Source organism: Nocardia sp. NPDC004654 (assembly GCF_040609595.1).
GTDB lineage: Bacteria > Actinomycetota > Actinomycetes > Mycobacteriales > Mycobacteriaceae > Nocardia.
Genome location: NZ_JBEXKI010000003.1, coordinates 223,206 through 247,066, shown reverse-complemented (window position 1 = coordinate 247,066; position 23,861 = coordinate 223,206). Strand labels below are relative to the sequence as shown.

At 69.7% G+C, this 23,861-nt stretch carries 19 protein-coding genes; 8 read left to right on the top strand and 11 right to left on the bottom strand.

Going from position 1 to position 23,861, the window contains the following annotated elements:
* Nucleotides 1-82 precede the first annotated feature (82 nt).
* Nucleotides 83-1,084, top strand: coding sequence for an anti-sigma-D factor RsdA (locus ABZV58_RS11400; RefSeq protein WP_355000060.1), 1,002 nt, complete (start codon nt 83-85; stop codon nt 1,082-1,084).
* Between the two features lie 217 nt (nt 1,085-1,301).
* Here the strand turns inward: ABZV58_RS11400 and ABZV58_RS11395 are convergent, their stop codons facing one another.
* Nucleotides 1,302-1,715 (bottom strand): DUF5319 domain-containing protein, encoded by a 414-nt coding sequence (locus tag ABZV58_RS11395; protein ID WP_011207424.1) that lies wholly within the window; start codon nt 1,713-1,715, stop codon nt 1,302-1,304.
* A gap of 280 nt (nt 1,716-1,995) precedes the next feature.
* Between ABZV58_RS11395 and guaB the strand changes: the two genes are divergently transcribed.
* Together guaB and ABZV58_RS11385 are read left to right on the top strand one after the other, a co-directional pair.
* Nucleotides 1,996-3,540: an IMP dehydrogenase gene (gene guaB / locus ABZV58_RS11390; RefSeq protein WP_355000059.1), complete on the top strand. Its 1,545-nt coding sequence runs from the start codon at nt 1,996-1,998 to the stop codon at nt 3,538-3,540.
* 500 nt (nt 3,541-4,040) lie between these two features.
* On the top strand, nt 4,041-5,201 hold the full coding sequence (locus ABZV58_RS11385) for a GuaB3 family IMP dehydrogenase-related protein (RefSeq protein ID WP_355000058.1): 1,161 nt from the start codon (nt 4,041-4,043) through the stop codon (nt 5,199-5,201).
* A 168-nt stretch (nt 5,202-5,369) separates the two neighbouring features.
* On the opposite strand, the gene ABZV58_RS11380 is transcribed toward ABZV58_RS11385, so the two are convergent.
* Entirely contained in the window at nt 5,370-6,170 is an 801-nt protein-coding gene (locus ABZV58_RS11380; RefSeq protein ID WP_355000057.1) for an alpha/beta hydrolase, read from the bottom strand.
* A 158-nt stretch (nt 6,171-6,328) separates the two neighbouring features.
* Here ABZV58_RS11380 and guaA point away from each other — a divergent pair, with 158 nt between their 5' ends.
* Nucleotides 6,329-7,909 carry a glutamine-hydrolyzing GMP synthase gene (gene guaA, locus ABZV58_RS11375; protein ID WP_355000056.1) on the top strand — a complete coding sequence of 527 codons (1,581 nt, stop codon included), beginning with the start codon at nt 6,329-6,331 and terminating at the stop codon, nt 7,907-7,909.
* Nucleotides 7,910-7,965: 56 nt separating this feature from the next.
* Here guaA and ABZV58_RS11370 read toward each other — a convergent pair whose 3' ends face one another.
* The 6 genes from ABZV58_RS11370 to ABZV58_RS11345 all read right to left on the bottom strand — a co-directional run bounded on the left by ABZV58_RS11370 (nt 7,966) and on the right by ABZV58_RS11345 (nt 15,568).
* Nucleotides 7,966-8,133 (bottom strand): hypothetical protein, encoded by a 168-nt coding sequence (locus ABZV58_RS11370; protein ID WP_355000055.1) that lies wholly within the window; start codon nt 8,131-8,133, stop codon nt 7,966-7,968.
* Nucleotides 8,134-8,158: 25 nt separating this feature from the next.
* Nucleotides 8,159-8,374, bottom strand: a complete 216-nt coding sequence (locus ABZV58_RS11365) for a hypothetical protein (RefSeq protein WP_355000054.1) — start codon at nt 8,372-8,374, stop codon at nt 8,159-8,161.
* On the bottom strand, nt 8,367-9,908 hold the full coding sequence (locus ABZV58_RS11360; RefSeq protein ID WP_355000053.1) for a PspC domain-containing protein: 1,542 nt from the start codon (nt 9,906-9,908) through the stop codon (nt 8,367-8,369). The genes ABZV58_RS11365 and ABZV58_RS11360 overlap by 8 nt, the downstream gene beginning before the upstream one ends.
* Before the next feature lie 75 nt (nt 9,909-9,983).
* Nucleotides 9,984-10,625 (bottom strand): MspA family porin, encoded by a 642-nt coding sequence (locus ABZV58_RS11355; RefSeq protein WP_355000052.1) that lies wholly within the window; start codon nt 10,623-10,625, stop codon nt 9,984-9,986.
* A gap of 129 nt (nt 10,626-10,754) precedes the next feature.
* Nucleotides 10,755-14,663: an AAA family ATPase gene (locus tag ABZV58_RS11350; protein ID WP_355000051.1), complete on the bottom strand. Its 3,909-nt coding sequence runs from the start codon at nt 14,661-14,663 to the stop codon at nt 10,755-10,757.
* 248 nt (nt 14,664-14,911) lie between these two features.
* Nucleotides 14,912-15,568 carry an MspA family porin gene (locus ABZV58_RS11345; protein WP_355000050.1) on the bottom strand — a complete coding sequence of 219 codons (657 nt, stop codon included), beginning with the start codon at nt 15,566-15,568 and terminating at the stop codon, nt 14,912-14,914.
* A gap of 496 nt (nt 15,569-16,064) precedes the next feature.
* On the opposite strand from ABZV58_RS11345, the gene ABZV58_RS11340 reads away from it, so the two are divergent.
* Both ABZV58_RS11340 and ABZV58_RS11335 read left to right on the top strand, forming a co-directional pair.
* Complete coding sequence (locus ABZV58_RS11340; RefSeq protein WP_355000049.1) at nt 16,065-17,492, top strand: PspC domain-containing protein; 1,428 nt, start codon at nt 16,065-16,067, stop codon at nt 17,490-17,492.
* 188 nt (nt 17,493-17,680) lie between these two features.
* A complete protein-coding gene (locus ABZV58_RS11335) occupies nt 17,681-18,316 on the top strand; it encodes a response regulator transcription factor (protein WP_067785130.1) in 636 nt (211 codons plus the stop codon).
* Between the two features lie 180 nt (nt 18,317-18,496).
* On the opposite strand, the gene ABZV58_RS11330 is transcribed toward ABZV58_RS11335, so the two are convergent.
* Nucleotides 18,497-19,621 (bottom strand): serine/threonine-protein kinase, encoded by a 1,125-nt coding sequence (locus ABZV58_RS11330; RefSeq protein WP_355000048.1) that lies wholly within the window; start codon nt 19,619-19,621, stop codon nt 18,497-18,499.
* Nucleotides 19,622-19,856: 235 nt separating this feature from the next.
* On the opposite strand from ABZV58_RS11330, the gene ABZV58_RS11325 reads away from it, so the two are divergent.
* Complete coding sequence (locus tag ABZV58_RS11325; RefSeq protein WP_355000047.1) at nt 19,857-20,609, top strand: hypothetical protein; 753 nt, start codon at nt 19,857-19,859, stop codon at nt 20,607-20,609.
* Between the two features lie 16 nt (nt 20,610-20,625).
* The gene (locus ABZV58_RS11320; protein ID WP_355000046.1) at nt 20,626-22,197 is read left to right on the top strand and encodes a DNA polymerase Y family protein; all 1,572 of its coding nucleotides are present in this window, start codon (nt 20,626-20,628) and stop codon (nt 22,195-22,197) included.
* Here ABZV58_RS11320 and ABZV58_RS11315 read toward each other — a convergent pair.
* Both ABZV58_RS11315 and ABZV58_RS11310 read right to left on the bottom strand, forming a co-directional pair.
* The gene (locus ABZV58_RS11315) at nt 22,188-22,892 is read right to left on the bottom strand and encodes a class I SAM-dependent methyltransferase (protein ID WP_355000045.1); all 705 of its coding nucleotides are present in this window, start codon (nt 22,890-22,892) and stop codon (nt 22,188-22,190) included. The two genes, ABZV58_RS11320 and ABZV58_RS11315, sit on opposite strands and share 10 nt — an antisense overlap.
* 65 nt (nt 22,893-22,957) lie before the next feature.
* Entirely contained in the window at nt 22,958-23,827 is an 870-nt protein-coding gene (locus ABZV58_RS11310) for an NAD(P)H-binding protein (protein ID WP_355000044.1), read from the bottom strand.
* Nucleotides 23,828-23,861 lie beyond the last annotated feature (34 nt).

Genomic DNA, 23,861 nt, shown 5'->3' with positions numbered 1-23,861 from the left:
GCGCGGTCGGGGTGACTGGAAGGCGCGACGTGGATCGCGAAACAGCGGTCCCTACGCCGGGGGGACTGGTGACACCGGACCGGTGGACATCGCAGCGGTACGCCGCGACGATGCTCTGATCGACGCCATCGCCAGCGATGGACCGGTACAGACCGATAGTGCGGAGGAGTTTCAGCTCGCCGCGCTGCTCGCGGATTGGCGCGCGGAACTCGTTTCGCCGCCGCTACCGGGAGATCCGGATCTGGACGCGGTCGTAGCCGCGGTCAACCAGGAGATCGGCGCGCGCAAGGTTCGAGTCGGCGCAGTCAACCGTGGCCGTCTTCGGCTTGTCGGTCCGATCACGGGTGCCGCGGCCGCATTGGCACTGGTCTTCGGCGGTGTGACGGCGTTCTCCTACAGCGCCGAACCCGGCGATCCGCTCTGGCGGGTCAAGGAGGTCGTGTTCAGCGAGCAGGCCCAGACCACCGTGGTGCAGCGCGCGGGCAACGAGCTGGACCAGGCCGAGCGTGCACTGGCCCAGAACAACCCGGCGCAGGCGAAGGCACTGCTGGAGCGGGCGTCGGTGAACGTGGACCAGGTCAGCGATTCCGGCAAGAAGCAGGATCTGCAGTCCGAGTGGCAACGGCTGCTCACGCAGCTCCGCGGCCTCTCTCCGGAGGCGGCGGCCGCGCTCGAGGAGGCGGTCACGTCGACTCAGCCACGGCCGAGCGGCACCACCGATTCCACTCCCACGACGACGCAGCCCGCGCAGCAGCAGACCACCATCACCAACCAGATGGTGCCGCCGGTCACTGCGACGACTCCGCCGACCACCGTGGCCGTGGAGCCGAGCCTGCCGCCGACACAGCCCACCAGGCCGACGACACAGCAGCCGCCGGTGACCACCGTGCCGAACAACACGACGCCCGTCGAGGAGCCGCCGACGCAGGCGCCGCCCACCACGCAGGTGCCGACGACGGTTGTCGTGCCGAGCGTGGATGTCGGCGAACCGACTCAGCCTGCGACGCGGTCGCCGATCTTGGAGGACGGGCCGGGTACGGTCATCGTTCCCAGCGTGCCCGGGGGCATCACCCCGAGCAACTGAGCTCGAACGTAAGCGAATTCACCATCGAACGGTGACCCCTCGGTTGTCGGACGGATCGCCGGTAGTCATTACTTGTGGGCGGGGTGTCGAACGACACCCTGAAAAGATCGCGCGCACGTTCGGGCGTGTCGCGATGAACCACGCGAATATTGGCGCGTCGAACGATTGCCGACCGGCGGGTCGGCTTTCGTCGTTTCAGGGTGTGTGGGAACCGAGGTCAGCTGTCGAAGCCGTCGAACCCGTCGCCGTGGAAGGCTTCGTTCATCGACGCGTCCGCGTAGCCCCGGCAGTAATCCCAGGTGACGTACGCCTCGGGCGTCGGATCGTAGGCCGGCTCGTGCGGCCGCACCGTGCCGTCGACCAGCAACTGAAGCAGGTTGGCGCGCAACATGTCCCAGTCGTGGTAATGGTCCTGTCGGCAGTCCTCGCAGCTGACGACCAGCCCGCGGATTCCGCGGTGTGCCAGTAGCGCTTCGTAGACCGCGAGGTCGGCGAGATCCTCCTCGACCGCAAGGCGCTCGTGGGGATCCAGCGGTTCGCCGGGCTCGATGGCGTCGAGCGCGGCGGACGGGTCGGAGGGGTCTCCGGCGAACGGATCCGGCGGCAAGCCAGGTGGTAGATGGTCGCGCACACACCCACGGTACGCAGAACAGGGTGGTCTTCGCCAGCTATGTAGGGTGCCAGTTTCGCCATCGCGGCGTACCTCCGGCTGTGCGGTCCGTCGACGGACTCGCTTCGGCGGCGCCATTGGGCAGTTCATCGACGAGTTTGCGGGACAGATACCATGGGTGTCAGGCGCCGGACAGTTCTCGACACGCTGACCTCGCCGCCACCGTCCATCCCATCAGTTGTGCGCGACGCCGGTCCGTCCGGCGTCTCTCGCTTTCGACGTCCAGGAGGGGTCGATCCGAATGAGTAATCCCGTACCGGGCGAACGGCTCGCGGTCCGCCCCCCTACGGGTGGCGACGACCCGAACAAGATCGCCATGCTCGGCCTCACGTTCGACGACGTGCTGCTGCTGCCCGCCGCATCGGATCTGATACCCAGCTCGGTGGAGACCTCGAGTCAGCTCACCAGGGAGATCCGGCTGCGCACCCCGCTCGTGAGCTCGGCCATGGACACCGTCACCGAGGCGCGGATGGCCATCGCGATGGCGCGCGCCGGTGGCATGGGCGTCCTGCACCGCAACCTCTCGGCCGCCGATCAGGCCGCGCAGGTGGAGACGGTCAAGCGTTCCGAGGCGGGCATGGTGACCGATCCGGTGACCTGTCGCCCGTCCGACACGCTGGCCGAGGTCGACGCCATGTGCGCCCGCTTCCGCATCTCCGGTCTTCCGGTGGTGGACGAGACCGGTTCGCTCGTCGGCATCATCACCAACCGCGACATGCGTTTCGAGGTCGACCAGAACCGCCGCGTCGCGGACGTGATGACCAAGGCCCCGCTGATCACCGCTCAGGAGGGCGTCACCGCGGAGGCCGCGCTCGGCCTGCTGCGCCGCCACAAGGTGGAGAAGCTGCCGATCGTGGACGGCAACGGCCGCCTGCGCGGTCTCATCACCGTCAAGGACTTCGTCAAGACCGACCAGTACCCGAACGCCACCAAGGACCGCGACGGCCGCCTGCTCGTGGGCGCCGCGGTGGGTGTCGGCGAGGACGCCTGGTCGCGCGCCATGACGCTGGCCGACGCGGGCGTCGACGTGCTGATCGTCGACACCGCGCACGGACACCAGGTGCAGGTGCTGCAGATGGTCGCCAAGGTCAAGGCCGAGGTCGGCGACCGCATCCAGGTGGTCGGCGGCAACGTCGCCACCCGTGCGGGCGCGGCCGCGCTGGTCGAGGCGGGCGCGGACGCGGTCAAGGTGGGCGTGGGCCCCGGCTCGATCTGCACCACCCGCGTGGTCGCCGGTGTCGGCGCGCCGCAGATCACCGCGATCCTGGAGGCCGTGGCCGCGTGCAAGCCGCACGGCGTTCCGGTCATCGCTGACGGCGGCATCCAGTTCTCCGGCGACATCGCCAAGGCCATCGCCGCGGGCGCGTCCACCGTGATGCTCGGCTCGCTCCTCGCGGGCACCGCCGAGTCGCCCGGTGAGCTGATCCTGGTGGGCGGCAAGCAGTTCAAGAGCTACCGAGGCATGGGCTCGCTGGGCGCCATGCAGGGCCGCGGCCAGGCCAAGTCCTTCTCCAAGGACCGCTACTTCCAGGACGACGTGCTCGCCGAGGACAAGCTGGTGCCCGAGGGCATCGAGGGCCGCGTGCCCTTCCGCGGTCCGGTCAACCAGGTGATCCACCAGCTCGTCGGCGGTCTGCGGGCGGGCATGGGATACACCGGCGCGCAGTCCATCGCCGAGCTGCAGGAAGCGCAGTTCGTGCAGATCACCGCGGCGGGTCTGAAGGAAAGCCACCCGCACGACATCACGATGACCGTCGAGGCGCCGAACTACACCGGTCGCAGCTGACGTAACCGGGTGCGGTCGGATCCGACAGCGTCGGTCCGGGTCGCACCCGGCGACCGGTCGCCGGGTGATCCCGCGGTATGAGGTGGTCCGACATATGAGCGCCGCCCCTGCGCGGGTCGCCCACTCGGCAAGTCCGAACAAACCACGCTTGCCGTGCCGAATTGGTGCGCTGCGCTGGACGCGATTGCGCTCGCTCTGGACGAACCGTGCATGATTAACCTGTTCGCGAGTCGAAGCGACTTGGACCGGTCGCTCCCTCCCGACCACCTCGAGGGCGAGTCTTACGAGCCCGTTCGCGGCCGTCTCGCTTCCGAGCGGTCGAAGCGCATGCGACGCAGTCGCGAGTCTCGACCGCTCGGAAGCGAGACATAAAGGCCGCGAACACGCGCGCCCCGGCGCGCCAAAGACACGGCCGCGAACACGCGCGCCCCGGCGCGCCAAAGACACGGCCGCGAACACGCGCGCGTCAGCGCGCCAATCAACACCGAAAGGACAGACAAGTGCGCGACATGGTCGAGATCGGCATGGGCCGGACGGCCCGGCGTACCTACGAACTGGACGATGTCGACATCGTTCCCTCGCGGCGTACCCGCTCGTCGAAGCAGGTGTCGCTGGCCTGGCAGCTCGACGCCTACCGGTTCGAGATTCCGTTCCTCGCGCATCCGACCGACGCCCTGGTGTCGCCGAAGTTCGCCATCGAACTCGGCCGTCGCGGCGGGCTCGGCGTGATCAACGGCGAGGGCCTGTGGGCCAGGCACGCCGATGTCGAGGCGAAGATCGATCAGCTGCTGGAGCTGGTCGGCAAGGGCGGCTACGAGCGCGCCGTCGGCATGTTGCAGGAACTGCACGCCGCGCCGATGCAGCCGGATCTGCTCGCGGCCGCGGTGGCCGAGGTGCGCGCGGCGGGCGTGACCGTCGCCGTGCGGGTCAGCCCGCAGAACGCCCGCGCGCTGACGCCGGCCCTGTTGCAGGCGGGCATCGACCTGCTCGTCGTGCACGGCACCATCATCTCCGCCGAGCACGTCGGTGACGGCGAGCCGCTGAACATGAAGACCTTCATCGCCGAGCTGGACGTGCCCGTGGTCGCGGGCGGCGTCAGCGATCACCGCACCGCGCTGCACCTGATGCGTACCGGCGCCGCTGGCGTGATCGTCGGCTACGGCTCCTACCCGGGCGCCACCACCACCGGCGAAGTGCTCGGCATCGGGGTGCCGATGGCCACCGCAATCGCCGACGCCGCCGCCGCGCGCCGCGACTACCTGGACGAGACCGGCGGCCGCTACGTGCACGTCATCGCCGACGGCGACATCGCGACCTCCGGTCAGCTGGCCAAGGCGATCGCCTGTGGCGCCGATGCCGCCATGCTCGGGGTGCCGCTCGCGCTGGCCGCCGAGGCGCCCGGCCGCGGGTGGTACTGGCCGTCGGCCGCCGCGCACCCGTCGGTGCCGCGCGGTTCGCTGCTCCACGTGGACGATCCGTGGGATCTGGGCGGCGAGTCCACCGAGCAGGTGCGGCCGAGCTTGGAGCGCGTGCTGTTCGGCCCGTCGGACGACCCGTTCGGCTCGCTGAACCTCGTCGGCGGTCTGCGCCGCTCGATGGCGAAGGCCGGGTACTCGGACCTCAAGGAGTTCCAGAAGGTCGGACTCAGCGTTCGCGCCTGAGGTTTCGTTCTTCGAGCCCGCGCCCACCTGGATGGGCGCGGGCTTCTCGTGAACGTTGCCGCCCTTCCGCGTTGTCGATCGATGGCAGCAGCGCGACCGAAGTCCTCGCAGCGCGGCCGGTTCGCCGATAGCGGCGCACGGCCGGAGACACGCCTTCGCGCGTCGTCGTCAGTACACGCCCGTGGGCATGACTTGTTCGCGGAGGAACTGGCGGATCGTGTGGTTCACCGGTTCCGGGTGCGTCATGGTGACCGCGAGCCGGGCGCCCGCGATCTCCACGAAGGTCGCCGCCGCCAGACCCTCGGCCAATCGTTTGGCGCGGTCGTGCGGGATGCCGCTGTCGGTGGCGTGGATGACCAGTGCGGGACAGGTGATTTCGGGCAGCCGGTCGAGCACCGATTCCCTGGCGAGCAGGCAGCCCGCGGCGACCTCGATGTCGTGCCGGTCGCGGCCGAGCCAGCGTTTGGTCCAGATCGCCCGGTACCAGTCGTCGTCGCCGATCAGCCAGGTGGCGAGCCGATGGACCGCATGCTCCCTGCTGTCGTCGTCGTACCACTCGTCGAGGAAGCGCTGGGTGGCCGTGGACTGCTCGGGTGTCGGTCCGTGCGCCTCGGTGCTGATGAGGATGAGTCCCGCGATCCGCTCGGGCGCGATCAGCGCGGCGCGCAGCGCGGTGAAGCCGCCCTGCGCGGTGCCGCCGACCACCGCGCGTTCGGCGCCGAGCTGATCGAGCACGGTCAGCGCGTCACGCGCCGCGGTCCAGTAGGTGAAGGGTAGGCCCTGATCTTTCGTGCGTCCGTGGCCGCGGGCATCCCAGGAGACGATCCGGAATTCCGGCGCGAGCGCAGCCACCTGGGAAGCGAACATGGTGCGGTCCATGAGGAATTCGTGCGCTAGCAACACCACCGGACCGTCCCCGCCGCTGTCCTCGTAGTGGATGTCGGCGTCTATCGCACGGGCGAAGGGCACCGCAAGAGGATAACGAGCCGAGGCGGGGTCGACGCGGGATTCGGGCCGCCCGCTTCGAGATAGCCGGGGGACGCCGGGAGCGCCCGGTGCCCGCGGAGACAACGTGCCTGCACAGGGGCATGCCCGTTGGTTCGGGCGCGCACCCGGCTCACTAGACTGTGGCCGTGGCAGAATCCCAGAGACCGGTCCTCGTCGTCGACTTCGGTGCCCAATACGCTCAGCTGATCGCCCGGCGGGTGCGCGAGGCGAGTGTGTACTCCGAGGTGATTCCGCATACCACCACCGTCGAGGAGATCGCGGACAAGAACCCGCTCGCGGTGATTCTGTCCGGCGGTCCGGCGAGTGTGTACACCGAGGGCGCGCCGCAGCTGGATCCCCGGCTGTTCGATCTGGAGCTGCCGGTCTTCGGCATCTGCTACGGCTTTCAGGCGATGGCCCAGGCGCTGGGCGGCACGGTCGCGCACACCGGCACCCGCGAGTACGGCCGCACCGAGCTGAACATCGACGGCGGTCTGCTGCACGGCGGCCTGCCCACCATCCAGCCGGTGTGGATGAGCCACGGCGACGCGGTCACCGACGCGCCGGAGGGCTTCGAGGTCACCGGCACCACCGCGGGTGCCCCGGTCGCCGCGTTCGAGGACCGGGCCCGTCGCCTGGCGGGCGTGCAGTATCACCCCGAAGTGCTGCATTCGCCGCACGGCCAGCAGGTGCTCAGCCGCTTCCTGCACGAACTCGCGGGCATTCCGGCCGCTTGGACGCCCGCCAATATCGCCGACGCGCTGATCGAGCAGGTCCGCGAGCAGGTCGGCGACGGACACGCGATCTGCGGTCTGTCCGGCGGCGTGGACAGCGCGGTCGCGGCCGCGCTCGTGCAGCGCGCCATCGGCGACCGGCTGACCTGTGTCTTCGTCGATCACGGCCTGCTGCGCTCCGGCGAACGCGAGCAGGTGCAGCAGGATTTCGTCGCCGCGACCGGCGCCAAGCTGGTGACCGTCGACGCGGTGGACAAGTTCCTCGGCGAGCTGAAGGGCGTCACCGATCCCGAGGAGAAGCGCAAGATCATCGGCCGCGAATTCATCCGCTCCTTCGAGGACGCGGTGAGCGAGGTCGTCGCCGAACACGGCGCCGAGGACGGCGAGACGCCCAAGGTCGAGTTCCTGGTGCAGGGCACCCTGTACCCGGACGTGGTGGAGTCGGGCGGCGGCAGCGGCACGGCGAACATCAAGTCGCACCACAATGTCGGCGGTCTGCCGGAGGACCTGGAGTTCGATCTGGTCGAGCCGCTGCGGCTGCTGTTCAAGGACGAGGTCCGCGCGGTCGGCCGCGAGCTCGGCCTGCCCGAGGAAATCGTTGCCCGCCAGCCCTTCCCGGGGCCGGGCCTGGCCATTCGCATCGTCGGCGAGGTCACCGGTGATCGTCTCGATACGCTGCGGCAGGCCGACGCCATCGCCCGCGAGGAGCTCACCGCCGCCGGGCTGGACCGTCAGATCTGGCAGTGCCCGGTGGTGTTGCTGGCCGATGTCCGCAGCGTCGGCGTGCAGGGCGACGGCCGCACCTACGGTCACCCGATCGTGCTGCGTCCGGTCTCCAGCGAGGACGCCATGACGGCCGACTGGACCCGCCTGCCCTACGAGGTGTTGGAGCGCATCTCGACCCGCATCACCAACGAGGTCGCCGAGGTCAACCGCGTCGTCCTCGATGTCACCAGCAAGCCGCCGGGCACCATCGAGTGGGAGTGATCCCGAGAACGACGGCCCCCGCACACGGTGTGCGGGGGCCGTCGTTTTCCGGGGATTCAGTCTGTCTTGGCGCGGCTCCAGCCGTGGCCAAGGACGACGTGGCCGAGTAGCGAGCCGCCACCGATGTAGGTTCTGGCCGGAGTGATCGGCACCACCCGCGCGACGGGCGTGCCCTGGTGCGGCGCCGGATCCGTCGCGTCGTCGTCGAATTGGTCTCGCGCCATGGGGTTCTCCTGTCTGACCATCGCGCTAGCGGCGCTTGCGCGGGGAGATGACGAGCAGGACGCCGACGACGATGGCGGCGACGACGACGATCCAGCCGAAGGAGATCGCGCCGCTGGCCGTCGCGGCGGGGCCGATGAAGCCCCAGACGCTCACCGCGAGGGCGAGCAGGCCGACGATCAGCAGGGAAGCCGACGGTCCGCGTCCCTCGGTCGTGCCGTTGGGTTGGGTCTGCTCAGCCACGCTGCACCTCCACGCTGCCCATCTGGATGTCCACGTTCAGGTCGAGCACCGGGGCGCCCGGGGTGTTCGGTCCGGTGATGCCCTCCGGACACTGGTTGTCGCCCATGTTGACGGTGCAGTCGGTGCGGAGGGTCATGCCCTCGGGCACCAGGATGCGGACCTCGCCCATCTGCACGCCGACGTTCACGGCCCGGTTCTCGGTCAGGTTCAGCGACCGCAGGTCGAGGGTGCCCGCGCCCATCGAGATCTTGTAGTCCGGTTGCAGCTCGGCCATCGTCGCGGGGGTCCAGACGTGGTCGCCCATGGCGCCCCGGTCGAATTCGATGGGACCGATCATCGAGGCGAGCAGGACGAAACCGGCGAGCGGAGCGGTGACAACCAGCAGGCCGTAGCCGCGCCGCAGGAACGCGCCGAGCACCAAGCCGAGGCCGATCACGGCGAGGGCGACGGCGGCGATGCGGCCGGGGGTCATCCATTCCGCGCCCGCGGCGGCGATCGCGCCCGCACCCGCCGCGGCCAGGATGGCCAGGCCGAGCACGACCGGGGTCAGCCGGGATCGGGGACGCTTCGGCGGTGGTGCGACTACGGCGCGGGCGGGCGTCGGTTCGGGCAGGTCCCAGGCCAGCGGCGCGACGCCGAGCGGATCCCAAGAGGGCGGGGTCACGCCGGGGAAGGCGGCGGGAGTCGGGTGTGATGGTGCGCGGGCGGGCAGGTCCGCGGGAGTCTTCGGGTTGGCGGGTGCCTTCGGTTCGGCGAGGGTCTTCGGCTCACCGCCGGTCTTCTCGAGCGAGATCGGCGTGGCGTCCTCGGTGCCCGGCTGCGGTGACGAGGTCCGCGCTTCGAGCACTTCGGTTTTCGCGTCGATCACCTCGGTGGGTCGGTCGACGTCCTTGTCCAGCACGGTTTCCGCCTCCGTCTCGCGCGGCGCGTCGGGAACGTACGCGTCCGGCAGCTTGGTGTACGGGCTGTACACCGGCCCGACGTCCGGGACCGGGTAGCCGGGCGCGCGCAGCGGCCCGGTGGGGAAGGCCGCCCCAGGGTAACCGGTCGCGAAGAGGCCGTCGGCGTAGCCGCCATCGACCATGCTGGTGCCCGGCGGCGGCTGCGGGCAGCGCATGAACAGCATCCACCAGCCCGCCAGCATCAGAGCCAGGCTGATCATCCCGGAACCGGCCAGTCCGACGCCGATCGGACCGACCGTGGTGACCGCGATGGCCAGCGCCACGACCAGCACCACGGTCTTCGTGTGCGACTGCGAGCTTTGCCCCTTGCCGAACAGCGATTCGGCGGCCGAGGACTGGTCCCCGGACTCGTTCAGCAGCAGCCAGGCGAGCAGGTACAGCACGATGCCCGCGCCGCCGAACAGGGTGGACACCACGAACGCGACCCGCACCAGCACCGGGTCGACGTTGTAGCGCTGCCCGAACCCGGCCGCGACGCCCGCGACCGGGCCCTGGCGCGGCAACCGGACGGGCCGCGTCTGCCACATCTGTTGCAGCTGATCGCCGAAGGTTGTTCTCGTCATGCTTCCCATGGTGCGGCTGACCAGCGGCGCGGCGCATCGGGGGGAACCCTGAAAAAACAACCTGATCCTGGTGGATCAGGGCGCTCACATCGTGAACGGATCCCCGAACACCGCACCCTCCGCGGTCACGTCCGCCGTTTCCACGGTGATGATCGCGTAGGCCTGCACGGTCAGCGGGCCCGCGCAGTCCTCGACGTGGACGCGCCGGTCCCGGCTGAACACGTACCCCGTGCTGCCCGGCAGCAGTTCCTTCTCGCCGACGGGCACGTCGACGACCTTGCCCGGAGTGATCGAGAGATCGACGCCGATCCCCGCGCTCAGATACGGTCCGACGCTGACGTCCACCCCGGGCAGCAGCGACTCCGGCGACAAACCCAGGTGCGCGCTCGCGTCCGCGTCGATGCCGACCTCCGCCCCGAGGTCGAGTTTCGCCTTCAGATCGACGGCGCAGGCGACGAAGTATCCGGTCTTCAGATGGCCCGTCCCGTCCGAGACCTGGCCGTAGAAGGTGTTGTCCAGGAAGACGTCTCGATTGGTCGGCATTCCGTTCAACGACCCCACCGGCCGGGCGGCGTGTTCGCTGTGGCCCACCGTGAATTCCAGCCCACCCGGGGCGGAGTACGTCTTTTCATGCGGTGCGAGATCGACCGCCGCCGCCTGCGGTGCGAGCCCCGCGAGGGCACCCATCGCGATCGCGACAGCGGCCAGCCCAGACTTCCCATTCATGCGGGTATCCCCCTCGTTCCACACCCGGGCTCCCTACCCGGGGCGACCACGGACTGCCCCCGTGGTCGCTTTCAGCATGGTCGGGGTTGCTGAAGGAATACTTGGAAAGTTCCTGTAGGAGAGTCTGATTCAGGAACAGGGGGGTTGGTAGGGGAGTTGGGGGAGGTGGCGTTGCCAGAGGTCTTCGGTGAGTAGGGAGCCGGTGACGTCGCAGATTCGGTCGATGGAGTGGGAGACGTCGAGATCCCAGACGCGGAGGCCGCCGCCGGAGATGACGAGGTGGTTGCCGTGGGGGAGGAATTGGGCGGTCCAGTCGTCATCGTCTTCGCGCAGCGGTATCAGCGGGTCTCCGAACTGTTGCGGTTGGGCGCGATCTGTAAAGTCCCACAAAGTGATTCGCCCGTCTTCTCCGGTGACAACGGCGCGGCGGGAATCCGGTGAGAAGGAGATCCGGTAGAGGGAGAGGCTGTCCGCGACGACCGGCGCGCTGATCGGTCGGATTCGGTTGCGGTCACCGATGTCCCACATTTGCATCATCTGGTTGTTCAAAACGGTCATCGTGCGGCCATCGGGGGCGAACACGATCCTGTTGACGCTGCCGGCTATCTCGGGAAGTTCGTCACCGAGTGGGACTGGGCGCAGGGGGTCGGAGAAGTCCCACAACGTGACGGGCTGCCGGAGGTTGCCGTCCCGCACGTGCGTGCGGACCGCGAGTATCTTGCCGTCGCCGCTGAATTCGATGTCTTGCGCGTTCGTGAGCGGTATCTTCTCGCCGAGTGGCGCGGGATGTCCGGGATCCTCGAGACTCCATACTCTCAGCGAGTCGTCGTGCGACGTCACGGCGATCCGCCAATCCGGACGGATGGCGACGTAGTCGGCGCCCGCCAGACTCGTACTCCAGTCGTCCCGAACACGCACGTTCGCTGGATCGGATATGTCGTACATCGTGGACGGGCTACCGTACGAAGCGGTCACGAGAGTCGCACCGTCGGGGCTCACCGCAGATGCGTACAGGTCACCGGAGCGATGCGCAAAGCGACCGAGTGGCCGCCATCGTAACGGGTCTCGCGTGTCCCAGATCTCGGTAGTCCCCGTTTGCGTGGTGAGGACGGCGCGGTGTCCTGCCGCATCGAACAGCGGGGACGGCACCTTCTCCGACGTGCCGGGCACCAGGGCGGGTGGCAGCGACCAGACACGCAGGTTGCCATCCCGCCCGCCCGCGGTGAGGGTCCGCCCGTCTGGACCGAAGGCGAGGCTGGTGGGACCGCTCCGGCAGGGCGTCGCCACGCCGTTCGCATACTGGCAAGTCGTAGGGCTCGTGGTCAGCGGCTCGTCGATGAGTGCGGGCCGGGCTGGATCCGCCACATTCCACAGCGCAGTTTGCTCCGAGGTGGCGACCGCGAGTATCGCGCCATCGGGACTGAAAGCTACCGACCACAACGCGGATTCGGTGACTGCCGTCGGTGCGCCGAGCGGCATAGGAGGGGCGTCCAATTCGATTCGCCATAGCTGTATCGTTCCGCGGTTCACCTGCCAGTCCGGCCGTAGTGACCCGTCCCCACCGCCGGTGGCCAGAATTCGGCCGTCGGAGCTGAAATCCATGTGGGCCATCGCAGTCAAGGTTTCGACCGGCAGCCCCAGCGGCACGGCGTGATCTGGACTGTCGACCTTCCATAATTGAATTCGCCCTGTGGGCGTGGCCGAAAGTTGTTTGTTCGTCAGCACACCCAGCACTGGTTCTGTTGGACTGAACCGCACATCGGAGCTGACGGCCTTCTCGGCGGGCAATATCGCGCCGACGCGAGGCTGGCCGGGATCGGTGACATTCCACAGCGTGACGGCACCGACGTGTGTCGTAGCGAGGATATTGCCGTCCGCGCTGAAGCTCATGTCTACGTATCCCATAGCGGCCCTCGGCAACTCGGCCAGCACCCGCGGTGCTTCGGGCTCGGTGATGTCCCAGAGTCGTAGATCCCCACTGCCGCTGGTGGCCATGACGCGAAGATTCGCGCTGAACACCGCTTTCCGAATCTCGGCGGGGAGTTGCACCAGTTTCCGTGGATGTTGTGGATTGCTGTTGTCCCACAGGTACGCGATGCCCTCGTCGTCGACCGTTGCCAGGAGAGCACCTCCTGGTTGCCGCGTCACCTTGAAGTAGCCGCTCGTATGAGTGGGGACGGTGGTGGCCAACGGCTGATCCTGTGTGCTGAGCAGATGGGTCCACACCGTCGTGTCGCCGGGCCGCATGCGCTCTGCGACGAGGTAGAGCTGGGCGGAGAGGGAGGGGTCGATACTGCGCAGCCGCTCGGCCTCCCTCATGACGGCCGCGAAATTCTTCTCCTCGCGTTGCCGCTCCCCGAATTTTGTCTGGGTATAGGCGGTGAGGCCGAGCACCAACAACACCACCCCCGCCAGCGCGAGGCCGAGCCGGGTGAGCGTGGTGCGTCGGCGGGATTTGCCGCGTGATGTGCGCGAGGCGTGCAGGAAATCGCGCACGATTCCGTCCGATGCCGTCACATGCTCGAGTGCGGCCTCGAGCCGGGACCCTCGGTACAGCAGCGCCGGGTCTCGGTTCATCGAATCCCATTCGACCGCATCGGCTTCCATCCGCTGCCGGACCAGGTATCCGACCCGGTTCTCATCGATCCAGGCGCGCAACCTGGGCCAGGCGTCGAGCACGATCTCGTGGGTGAGGAACACCGAGTCGGCGTCGAGCGTGACGAGCCGTGTGCGGACGAGCAATTCCAGTGCGGCGGCGGCCGAGCGCGGGTCGGCGCTGCGATGTTGGAGCGCGGGGCGCGCCGCGATGCGCCGAGTGTCGCGGGAGTCGCGCGCCACGGTGACGAGTCCGAGCAGGACGTCCTTCGCGGCCGACTGCTGCGGATCGGACAGTTCGCTCCACGCCTGTTCCGCGGTGGCGGCGACGGACCCGACGACGCCGCCCGCCGCGCGGTAGCCCGCGATGGTCAGTTTGCGTCCCTCCCGGTGCTGCCACGTGGCGGCCATGACGTGGGAGAGCAGCGGCAGGGCTCCGGGGTCGTAGCTTTGGCGGGAGTGATGGTCACCGAGGCCGCATAGTTCGGTGATGACGAGTTCGTCTAATCCGGCTTCGAGTTTCAGTCCGGCGCGTTCGGCAGGGCCGGTGATGGCCTCGGCCAGTTCCTCGACGCGCATGGGGCCTAGCAGGTAGCTGCGCTTCTCGAGCGACTCTTGCAGGACTGGGTAGTCGAGGCAGCGGGCGTAGAAGTCGGCGCGCAGGGCGAGCACGACGGCGATGGGATCGGTCTGCGTGGCGTACCGCTCGAGAGTCGCCAGGAACTCGTCGCGCTCCTGTTCGTCGGCGCAGACGGTGAAGAGTTCTTCGAACTGGTCGACTATCAGCAGGCGCGGTTTACCGGTCGGCCAGTTCACCGAGGCGGCGTAGGCACGGTCCAAGCCCGATACATTCGACGAATCGGCGTCTGCGGAGCTCTCGCCCTGCGCGCCAGTGTGTTTCGCTGAATCAATCCGTGCGGCGTCCTTATGCGGCGCGCCAAGGGCTTTCGTCAACACGGTCATTGGGCGCGCACCGGGCGTCACTGTGACGATGTGCCAGTTGCCTTGTCCCCGTGCCAGTTCAGACGTTAGACCCGCCGCCAGCAACGAAGACTTACCGGCTCCCGACGCGCCGATCAGCGTGACGATCCCGCCCCCATCTCGCACGGTGCCCCGTACCAGTTCGGTGAGTTCTTCGGTCGCCCGCTTGCGGCCGAAGAAGATGTCGCTGTCGGTGTTTCGATAAGACTGCAGGCCGAGGTATGGGCACGCGGTGTCGTCGGCGTCGTCGGGCGTCCAGGAGTTCGACGCGGTCCACAGCCGCTTCCACTCCTGCGGGTCCGCGAGCTTCGCGGGCAGTGAAGCACCGCGCTTCTTGGCGAGATCGATGAGCGTCAGCACCACCGGCAGCAGGGATTCGAAGCGGGCGGGTACATTTCGGCCCGCCTTCCAGTCGCTGATCCGCTGGGCGGACGCGGGGTTGGCCTGGGCGGCGGCCCGCATGCGGTTCTCCGCCTGGGCGGCGACCCGGCGCAGCGTCGGGTTTCCGGCAGCGGCATAGAGGTCGGCAAAACGTTCGGCGAAAACAGCTCGTGGTGAACGAGTTTCCCCCCGCGGCGCGCCCCCTGTCACGCGTGCCCACGGAATCGTTTGGGCGGTACGAACACAGGAACAATGTACCGGGCCGGGCCGCCGCTCACCTCCACGACAGAGGCGGTGCGCCGCATCGCGCACCGCCTTCCACCTCGACCTCACAGGAAGATCGGATCGCCGTAGACCGCTTCGCGCCCGCTGACCTCCGGCGATTCCGCCTCGACGATCGTGTACGAGCGGATGGTCAGCGGACCGCCGCAATCCTGCACCGAGACGTGGAAATCGCGGCTCACGAGGTAACCGGTGCCGCCGGGCGGCAGTTCCTTGGTACCGACCTCGAAAGGCTGGACCTTGCCCGGCGTGATCGACAGGTCGATGCTCGCGCCGATGTGCAGGTCGGGTCCGAGGCTCGCGTCCACGCTCGACGAGGCCGAGTCGCCGCTGCTGGAGCCGCCGATCTGGAATCCCGCGTCGAAGCCGATCGCGGCGCCGAGATCGATGCCGACGGTCAGGTCGACAGCGCAGGCGACCAGGTATCCGGCCTTCAAGCTGCCGGTTCCGCCCGCCTCGACCCGACCGTAGAACGTGTCGTCGAGGAACACCTCCCGGTTGGTCGGCATGCCGTTCAGCGGAGCGATCGGGTGGAAGGCCTGATTGGAGTGCCCGACGGTGAACCGGAATCCGTTCGGCCCCTCGACCGTCTTCTCGTGCGGCGCCATCGGTGCCGCCCCGGCGAACGGACTCCCCGTCAGGACCATGCAGACCACCAGGACGGCGGCCGCGAATATCGACGCGAATACCGATACGTACTTCATGTGTTCCTCCCCGAAGAAGCTGCTATCCCCGCCGAAATGCGGGTGATTCCGGCGGTGATCGGGTCGTTGGCGACCCAACGGAAAGGTATGGGGCGGTGGGCCCCCCAACCCAGCGCTGCGAGTGGTCGGTGAACGGGAAAGCCCTGGTCACGGCGTCGGCGCGGGATTTCCGGACCGGCGAGGAGGGCGAGGCGGGGCGGTGCCTTTGGCTGAGCTCGACGGCCGGGCGACGAACCGGCGGATGATTGAATCTCCGCAGCTCAATGAGCTTGTTTATCCGGTCCGGACAGGATTGTGCGCCCGGATCTGCTCGGTGAGAACGGAAAGTCGGGGTTTCGGTGGCGGGACCCGGGGGGAATCGGGCGAAACCGGTGGCGCTCCGTTTCCCACAGCTCGAGGGGGTGGGTTCGCCTGGGCCGTGACCCCTCGGGGAGGAGGGCAAGATCAGGGTGATTCCTGATGGCCGGGGATGGGGGAGCGTGCCAGTATCGAAGGCATGCACCCCACCGGTCCCGCGTTCGACGCTGCCCGCGGCGCTCCCGCGCCGGGCTTCGGGGCCGCGCCGGGGTTCGACGCCGTCCGCGGCTACGGTCCGGGGCGCGTCGGTTCCGCCCCGGTGCTCGATCTCGGCAGGCATCCGCAGCTGCGGCTGGTGCGCCGGTCGGGCGGTCGGATCGTCGGCGGTGTGGCGGGTGGTCTCGCCGATCACCTCGGGCTCGACGTGTTCAAGGTGCGGATGGCGTTCGTGCTGCTCTCCGCGCTGGCAGGGGCGGGCATCGTCGCTTACGGCCTGCTGTGGATCTTCACACCGAGCGGCGCCGACTCGGCCAAACCGAGTGGCACCGAGCGACGCCAGGCGATCGGTCTCGCGCTACTCGGGCTCGGTCTCTCGGTAGCGGTCTCGTGGCTGATGAACGGCACCGTCGCGGCGAAGGTGATCGTGCCGATCGTCGTCGTCGCGGTCGGCGCCGCGCTGGTCTGGCGCGAATACGACACCGACGGCCCGCGCTCGTTGCTCGGTCTGCCCGCGCATCCCTCGGTGGTCACTTGGGCGCGGGTCGTCGCGGGCGCCACCATGGTGGTGCTCGGGCTCGGCGTCGTGGTGCTGGCCAGGATCGACTTGAGCGCGCTCGGTTCCGCGCTGATCGCGGTGGCGGTCACCCTGATCGGCGCCGGTCTGCTCACCGTCCCGCTGTGGCTGCGCATGATGCGCGCGCTGAACACCGAGCGCGCGGCCCGCATCCGCAACGAGGAACGCGAGGAGATCGCCTCGCACCTGCACGATTCCGTCTTGCAGACGCTGGCCCTCATCCAGCGCCAAGCGCACGACCCGCAGGAGGTGGCGCGGCTGGCGCGCAGCCAGGAGCGGGAGCTGCGCAAGTGGCTGTTCGAGGATTCCGGTCCCGCGCAGTCGAGCCTGGCCGCGGCGCTGCGCACCATCGCGGGCGAGGTGGAGGACCAGCACGGCGTCAAGGTGACCCCCGTGACGGTCGGCGACGTCTCGATGGATCTCGACGACTCTGGAAACGGTCTGCCCAAGGAACATTTCACCGCGCTGCTCGGCGCGAGCAGGGAGGCGATGGTGAACGCCGCCAAGCACGCGGGCGTGCCGACCATCGACCTGTTCGCCGAGGTGGAACCGCACCAGGTGAGCGTCTTCGTGCGCGACCGCGGCACGGGGTTCGACGTCGCCGCGGTGCCGCAGGACCGGCAGGGTCTCGCCAAATCCATCCGCGGCCGGGTCGAACGGCGCGGCGGCCAAGTGGAGATCCTGTCCACGCCCGGGCGCGGTACTGAGGTGCGGATCTTCATGCCGCGCAGCGATTCCGGTGCGCCCGAGGGGGCCGAGCCGGATACCGCTCCCGGTGCGACCGGTGATCAGCCGACCGAGCGCATCCGGCAGTCGGTGCGGTCGGGAAAGTAGTGGTGAAGGGTTCGCGCGCCCTCGCGCTCTGGAATAGCTCGCGCCGTCCCCGGTTCGCCGGGAGCTGAGTTCAGCGGCGGACACGCCGTCGCGGGTCCGCTTGTGGTACCGATGAGATGCGGGCGGCCTGCGGGTCGGCGCAGTCAGGGTGGGTTGCTCCACCGAAGGGTGAGGAGAAGCAGGTGAGCGTGCGGGTCTTTCTCGTCGACGATCACGCCGTGTTCCGTTCGGGTGTGCGCGCGGAGCTGAGCCGGGAGGCCGATATGGAGGTGGTCGGCGAGGCGGGCGGCGTGGCCGAGGCCATCGCGGGGATCAAGTCCACCCGCCCGGACGTGGTGCTGCTCGACGTGCACATGCCCGACGGCGGCGGCGTCGCGGTGCTGTCCGGTATCGAGGACGGCCCGGTCTGCTTGGCGCTCAGCGTGTCCGACGCCGCCGAGGACGTGATCGCGGTGATCCGCGCGGGCGCACGCGGCTACGTCACCAAGACAATCTCCGGCGCCGAACTCGCCGACGGCATCCGCAGGGTCGCGGGCGGCGACGCCGTCTTCAGCCCGCGGCTCGCCGGATTCGTGCTCGACTCGTTCACCGGCCGGTCACCGGTCCCCGAACCCCCGCTCGACCCGGAACTGGACTCGCTGACTCCCCGCGAACTCGAGGTGCTGCGCCTGCTCGCTCGCGGCTACACCTACCGCGAGATCGCCGAGAACCTCTTCATCTCGGTGAAGACCGTGGAGACCCACGCCTCCAACGTGCTGCGCAAAACCCAGCAGTCCAACCGCAACGCCCTCACCCGCTGGGCGCACCGCCGCCGCATCGACTAGTCCACATGAATGTTCCACAAGCTCGCATCCTGCGTGGCGTGTGAACCCGTTGCGAGGCGTCGACGAGTCCGTTCGCCCCGCTCGACCGGGGCGGATGGAGGTGTGCACGACACGCACGGCCCGGGCGGATGCGGAGATTTCGCAGAACGCGCATGGCCGGAGCGAATACGGAGGTTTCGCCTACATCGCGATGACGATGATCCCGATGATGATGAGCATGCCGATGAAGAGGCCGATGGCGATGGCCAACGGGGCGTTGCTCGGCTGCGGCTTGGCCGCGCGTTGCGGCATGGCCGTCGCGGCGACGCCCACGCCGGGTGCGCTGCGGTGCGGGCGGGGGAGCGGGGCCGAGTGGGGGCTGCGCAGGCCGGAGGCCGAGTTCCGGGCCGCCCAAGCCGGAATGGTGCCGTCCTCGGTGCGCACGGGGGCGCCGAGAATGTAGGGCCCGGTGCCGGGACCGAAAGCGGCGGTGAGGATTTCGTCCCGTGCCTCGGCCATCGTCGGCCTGCGCTGCGGCGCGGGTTCCATCATGTGCAGCAGGGCGTTGGTGAGGATGCCGCTGCGCGAGGGCGGAATGATCTGGGCCATCGCGGCGCGCTCCACCAGGACGTCGCTGTCCTCGTGCAGGCCGAACGGCGGCTGGCCCTCGATCGCGGTGTACAGCGTGGCGCCTAGCGAGAACACGTCGCTGGCCTCGGTCGGCTGCATGCCGCGCGCCACTTCCGGCGGGAGGTAGGCGGGGGTGCCGATGATGATCCCGTCCGGGTCGTCGATCTCGCCCGCGCCGCGGGAGATGCCGAAGTCGCTGAGTTTGGCCATGCCGACACCGGGGCCGCGATCGGCGACGAGAATGTTGCCCGGCTTGATGTCGCGGTGGGTGATGCCCGCGGCGTGCGCGGCGGCCAGTGCGTCGGCGACCTGGGCGCCGATCTGCGCGACCTCGATCACCGGCAGCGTGTCGACCAGCGCCAGCGCGCGCGCCACGTTGCGCGAGGGTAGATGCTCCATCACCAGCCAGGGCTCGCCCGCCTCCAGCACCACGTCGTAGACGGCGATGGCGTGGTCGTGCGAGAGCTTCGCCGCCACCCGGCCCTCGTGCATGATCCGGTTGCGCACCTCGGTGGCCTCGGCCTCGGGCAGCCCGGCCGTGGAGAGGACCTGCTTGATGGCGACGTCCCGGTCGAGCAGCCGGTCGTGGGCCAGCCACACCGCGCCCATGCCGCCGCCGCCCAGCTTGGACTGGAGGCGGTAGCGGCCTGCGACCAAATAGTCGGGGCCGACGATGGGACGGGGGCGATCGATCATGGTGTGCAGGGTATCCGAATATCCCTGCGTCGCCGCGCTTCTTATGCCGACAAGTGGGAGCGCGCGAGTGCTCTTGACGGGATTCCGGGGGTGGGTTTCTACTGTAGGCCTATCGAACGTATATTCGATAAGAGATCGATAGCTGGATCGGTGCTGGCTCCCGTTCCTCCGTGTGGAGGTGGGGTCGGTCCGCTCGCTTCGCCTCGGAGTCCATCGTGGGAAGTAGGTGGTTGTGATGGGTTCGGACGTGCGGGTGGGGGAGACAGAGAGACAACAGAAGCTGGCCGAGCTGCGCAATCGGATGGCCGCCATCCCGGGACGCGGCGAGTCGGCGGCCGCGCGGGTGCCGTTCGCCGAGGACATGCGCCGCGAACCGCTCCCGGTGCCCGATGCCCTTGCGGAATTGTTGCCGGAGGGTGGTCTCGGCAAGGGTTCTGTGGTCGCCTACACGGGTGCGCGCTCGCTGCTCGCCGGTCTGCTCGCCGCGGTGACCGAGCACGGCGGGCACGCCGCGGTGGTCGGGGTACCGAGGTTCGGGCTGCTCGCTGCCGCGGAGATGGGCGCCGAACTCGCGCGGCTGGCCGTGATCGCCGATCCGGGGCCCGATCCGATCGAGGTGGCGGCGGTGCTGCTGGACGGTCTCGACCTGGTCGTACTCGGTCTCGACGGCGTCGCCGTGCCGCCTGCGCGCACCCGCGTGCTCGCCGCCCGCGCCCGCAACAAGGGCGCCACCCTGGTGGTCACCGACGGCGACTGGCCCAACCCCACCCTGCGCCTGGACGCCCGCATCGCCGGATACGTCGGTCTCGGCACCGGCCACGGCCGCCTCCGCTCGCTGAGCCTCGAGGTCGAGGCGCGGCACCGTGCGGGCATGCCGCGGCGCGGACGTGTCGAGCTGCGCCCCAGCGGTGGTCGCGTCGAGTGGTTCGCCCAGGAGACCTCGCCCGCCCCCATCGAATTGCCGATCGCGCGGGGTGCGGCGTCATGAGTGGCGGGGCGGCACCGTGATTCGGCCGAGTCGGGCGCGGGTGCTCGCGGTGTGGTGCCAGGACTGGCCCGCGGTCGCGGCGGCGGCCGTGGCCGAGCTGCCGCCGACGCGGCCGGTGGCGGTGTTGTCCGCCAACCGGGTGGTGGCGTGCTCGGCGGTGGCACGGGCGGAGGGGGTGCGGCGCGGGCTGCGGCGCAGGGAGGCGCAGGCGCGGTGTCCGGAACTCTTTCTGGCGCAGGTTGATCCGGATCGCGATGCGCGATTGTTCGAGCCGGTGGTCGCGGCCGTCGACGCCACGGTGCCGGGTGTGGAGGTGCTGCGGCCCGGGTTGCTCGTGCTCGGCGCGCGCGGGGCCGCCCGGTTCTTCGGCTCCGAGGAGACGGCCGCCGAACGACTGGTCGACGCGGTGGCCGCGGTCGGGGTGGAGGCGCAGATCGGCATCGCCGACGAGCTGTCCACGGCGGTGATCGCGGCGCGGCGCGGTGCGATCGTGCCGCGGGGCGGGGGTGCGGGATTCCTCGCGCCGCTCGCGGTGTCCGAGCTAGCGCTGGAACCCAGCCTGGCCGCGCCGGAGCGCGCCGAGCTGGTGGATTTGTTGCACCGCTTGGGTTTACGCCGGGTCGGTGATTTCGCGGCGCTCGGTCCCGCCGAGGTCGCCTCCCGCTTCGGCGCGGACGCTGTGCTCGCGCACCGCAGCGCGCGCGCCGTTCCGGAGCGACCGCCCGCCGCGCGCCGCCCGCCGCCCGATCTCGCGGTGGACCAGCGCTGCGACTCGCCGATCGACCGGGTCGACGCGGCCGCTTTCGCGGGACGCATGCTCGCCACCCGCCTGCACGCCAAGCTCGCCGACGCCGCGCTGGCCTGCACCAGGCTCGCGGTGTTCGCCGAAACCGAAGCGGGCGAACAACTCTCCCGAATCTGGCGGTGCGCCGAGCCGCTCACCCCCGAGGACACCGCCGACCGGGTGCGCTGGCAACTCGACGGCTGGCTGACCCGCCGCGACCGCCCCACCGCCCCGGTCACGCTGCTGCGGCTGGAACCCGTGGAGGTGGTGCGGGCGGGCGCGCTGCAACTCGGCCTGTGGGGCGGCGTCGGCGAGGAGGACGAGCGCGCCCGGCGCGCCCTGGTTCGGGTGCAGGGGCTGCTCGGCGGTGAGGCGGTCCAGATGGGCGTGCTCAGCGGCGGCCGCGGTCCCGCCGAGCGCGTCACCATGGTCGTGCTCGGCGACGAGCGGGTGCCCGCGGCGGACCCGGAACTGCCCTGGCCCGGTCGGTTACCCGAACCCGCCCCCGCGGTGCTGCTGATGAACCGTCCCGTGGTGCGCGTGGAAGCGGCCGACGGAACTCCGGTGCGGGTCACCGAGCGCGGCCTGTTCACCGCCGACCCGGCCCACCTGCACTGGGGCAGCCGCAGCTGGCCGCTGGCGGGCTGGGCCGGACCGTGGCCGGTGGACGAACACTGGTGGGTCCCGGACTCCGCCGCCGCGGCCCGCGCCCAGGTGCAGCTGGGCGGCGACGCGGGCGACGTCCGTGTGCTGCTGCTCGTCTACAGCGGTGAGTGCTGGCGCGCCGAAGGTCTCTACGACTGATCCCGCGTCCAGACGAACGCGATGGTGAACGGATGTCCGCGCAGCTCAGCCCATTTCGGCTTGGCCCGCACCCAGTCGTCGTCCACGACCGACTCGACGACCTCGGTGAGCGCCCAGCCCGCCGTCAGCGCGGCGGTCATGTGCTCGCCGAGCATGTGCAGGTGAGTGCTGATCGCCACCGGCGCGTCGCCCGTCGGCGTGTAGTGCGTCGGCATGCCGGTCACCATCATGAACTGCGGGTGGTAGCTGACCGTGACGCAGCGACCGCCGGGTGCGGCCAGCCGCCGTGCCTCGGTGTAGAACGGGCCGAGTTCGGGCAGGTGCTCGTCGATCAACGAGGCGATCACCAGGTCGTAGGCGCCCTCCGGCAAGCCGGTCGCCCGCACGTCCACGCGGTGCAGCGAGGTGTGCGCGCCGCGGGCGCGGGCCAGTTCGAGCATGCCTTCGCTGACGTCGACGCCGTCGATCCATGTCACCCCGCGCTCGCGCAGCCAGCCGCCGGTCCGCCCGGTCCCGCAGCCCAGATCCGCCGCCCGCTCGACGCGGTCCCACACCGGAACGCGCAGCCGCGCGAGCAAGCCGAGATCCATCTCGTCCAGCACGGTGCGCTCGTAGGTGGGCGCCCAACCGTCGTATCCGGTGGTCACGTCGACGGTGCGGTAGTTGCGGCGGTCGAAGTCGGCGAACGTTGGCATGTGCGCATCCTGCGCCGCGATGTGCTCGAACACCAACGGTTTTCGTGCGCCACGAAATCGGCTGCCTACCTGCCCACCTGCCAGTCCTGCCGCGCCGCCCAGTCCCGCAGCTCGGTGGCTCCCGTCTCCAGCACCGACGGGTCGGGTTCCGGCGGAGTGGGCGCTCCCGGGGGCGGCGGTGTGTATACCGCGGCGATCCCTTCGGCGGCCTCGGCCCCGAGGTGTGGGGTGAGCATTTCCCGATAAGCGTTGGGAGATATGGAATTCCACCGCACCGCGTGTCCCAGGACCGCGCTGAGTTCGGCGGCGACCTCGTCACCAGTCAGCGCCTGCGGACCCGCCACGATCCGCAGCGGCGGCGGAGTCGTGGCACTGATCAGGTCGGCGACAGTCGATCCCAGGTCATCGAGCGCGACCCACGGGACAGGCAGTTCCCGCGGCAGCGGATAGGCGAGTTCCCCGGCGCGCACGAGCGGGGCGGACCACGGGGCGACGAGGTTCTCCATGTACTGCCGAGCGGGTGCGACCACCGTGGCCGCCTCGACGCCGCGGGTCAGTTCGGCGGACAACAGCACGCGGGCGTCCACGAACGGCACGCCGATGGGCGCGGGTGGCAGCACGGTGCCGGTATTGAAGACCACCCGCTCGACGCCCGCCTTCCGGAGACCGGCCAGCACCGCCTCGGCCTGCCGGACGGCCAGGTCGGTGAAGACGAGCGGCAACTGCACGATCACGGCGTCGGCGCCGGTGTACGCGGCTGCGAGCGAGTCGGGTTCGAGCAGGTCGGCCTGGACCGGCTCGGTGTCCGGGGGCAGCACGCCGGGAGAAGTGCGGACGACGCCACGGACGCGGTGCCCCGCGGCGAGCAGGCCGCGGACGATGGCGGCGCCCTGGGTTCCGGTCGCGCCGTGGACTGTCACGGTTGATGTGTTCATGCCCCCGAAGGTAGTTTCAGAAGTAAAGCAATAC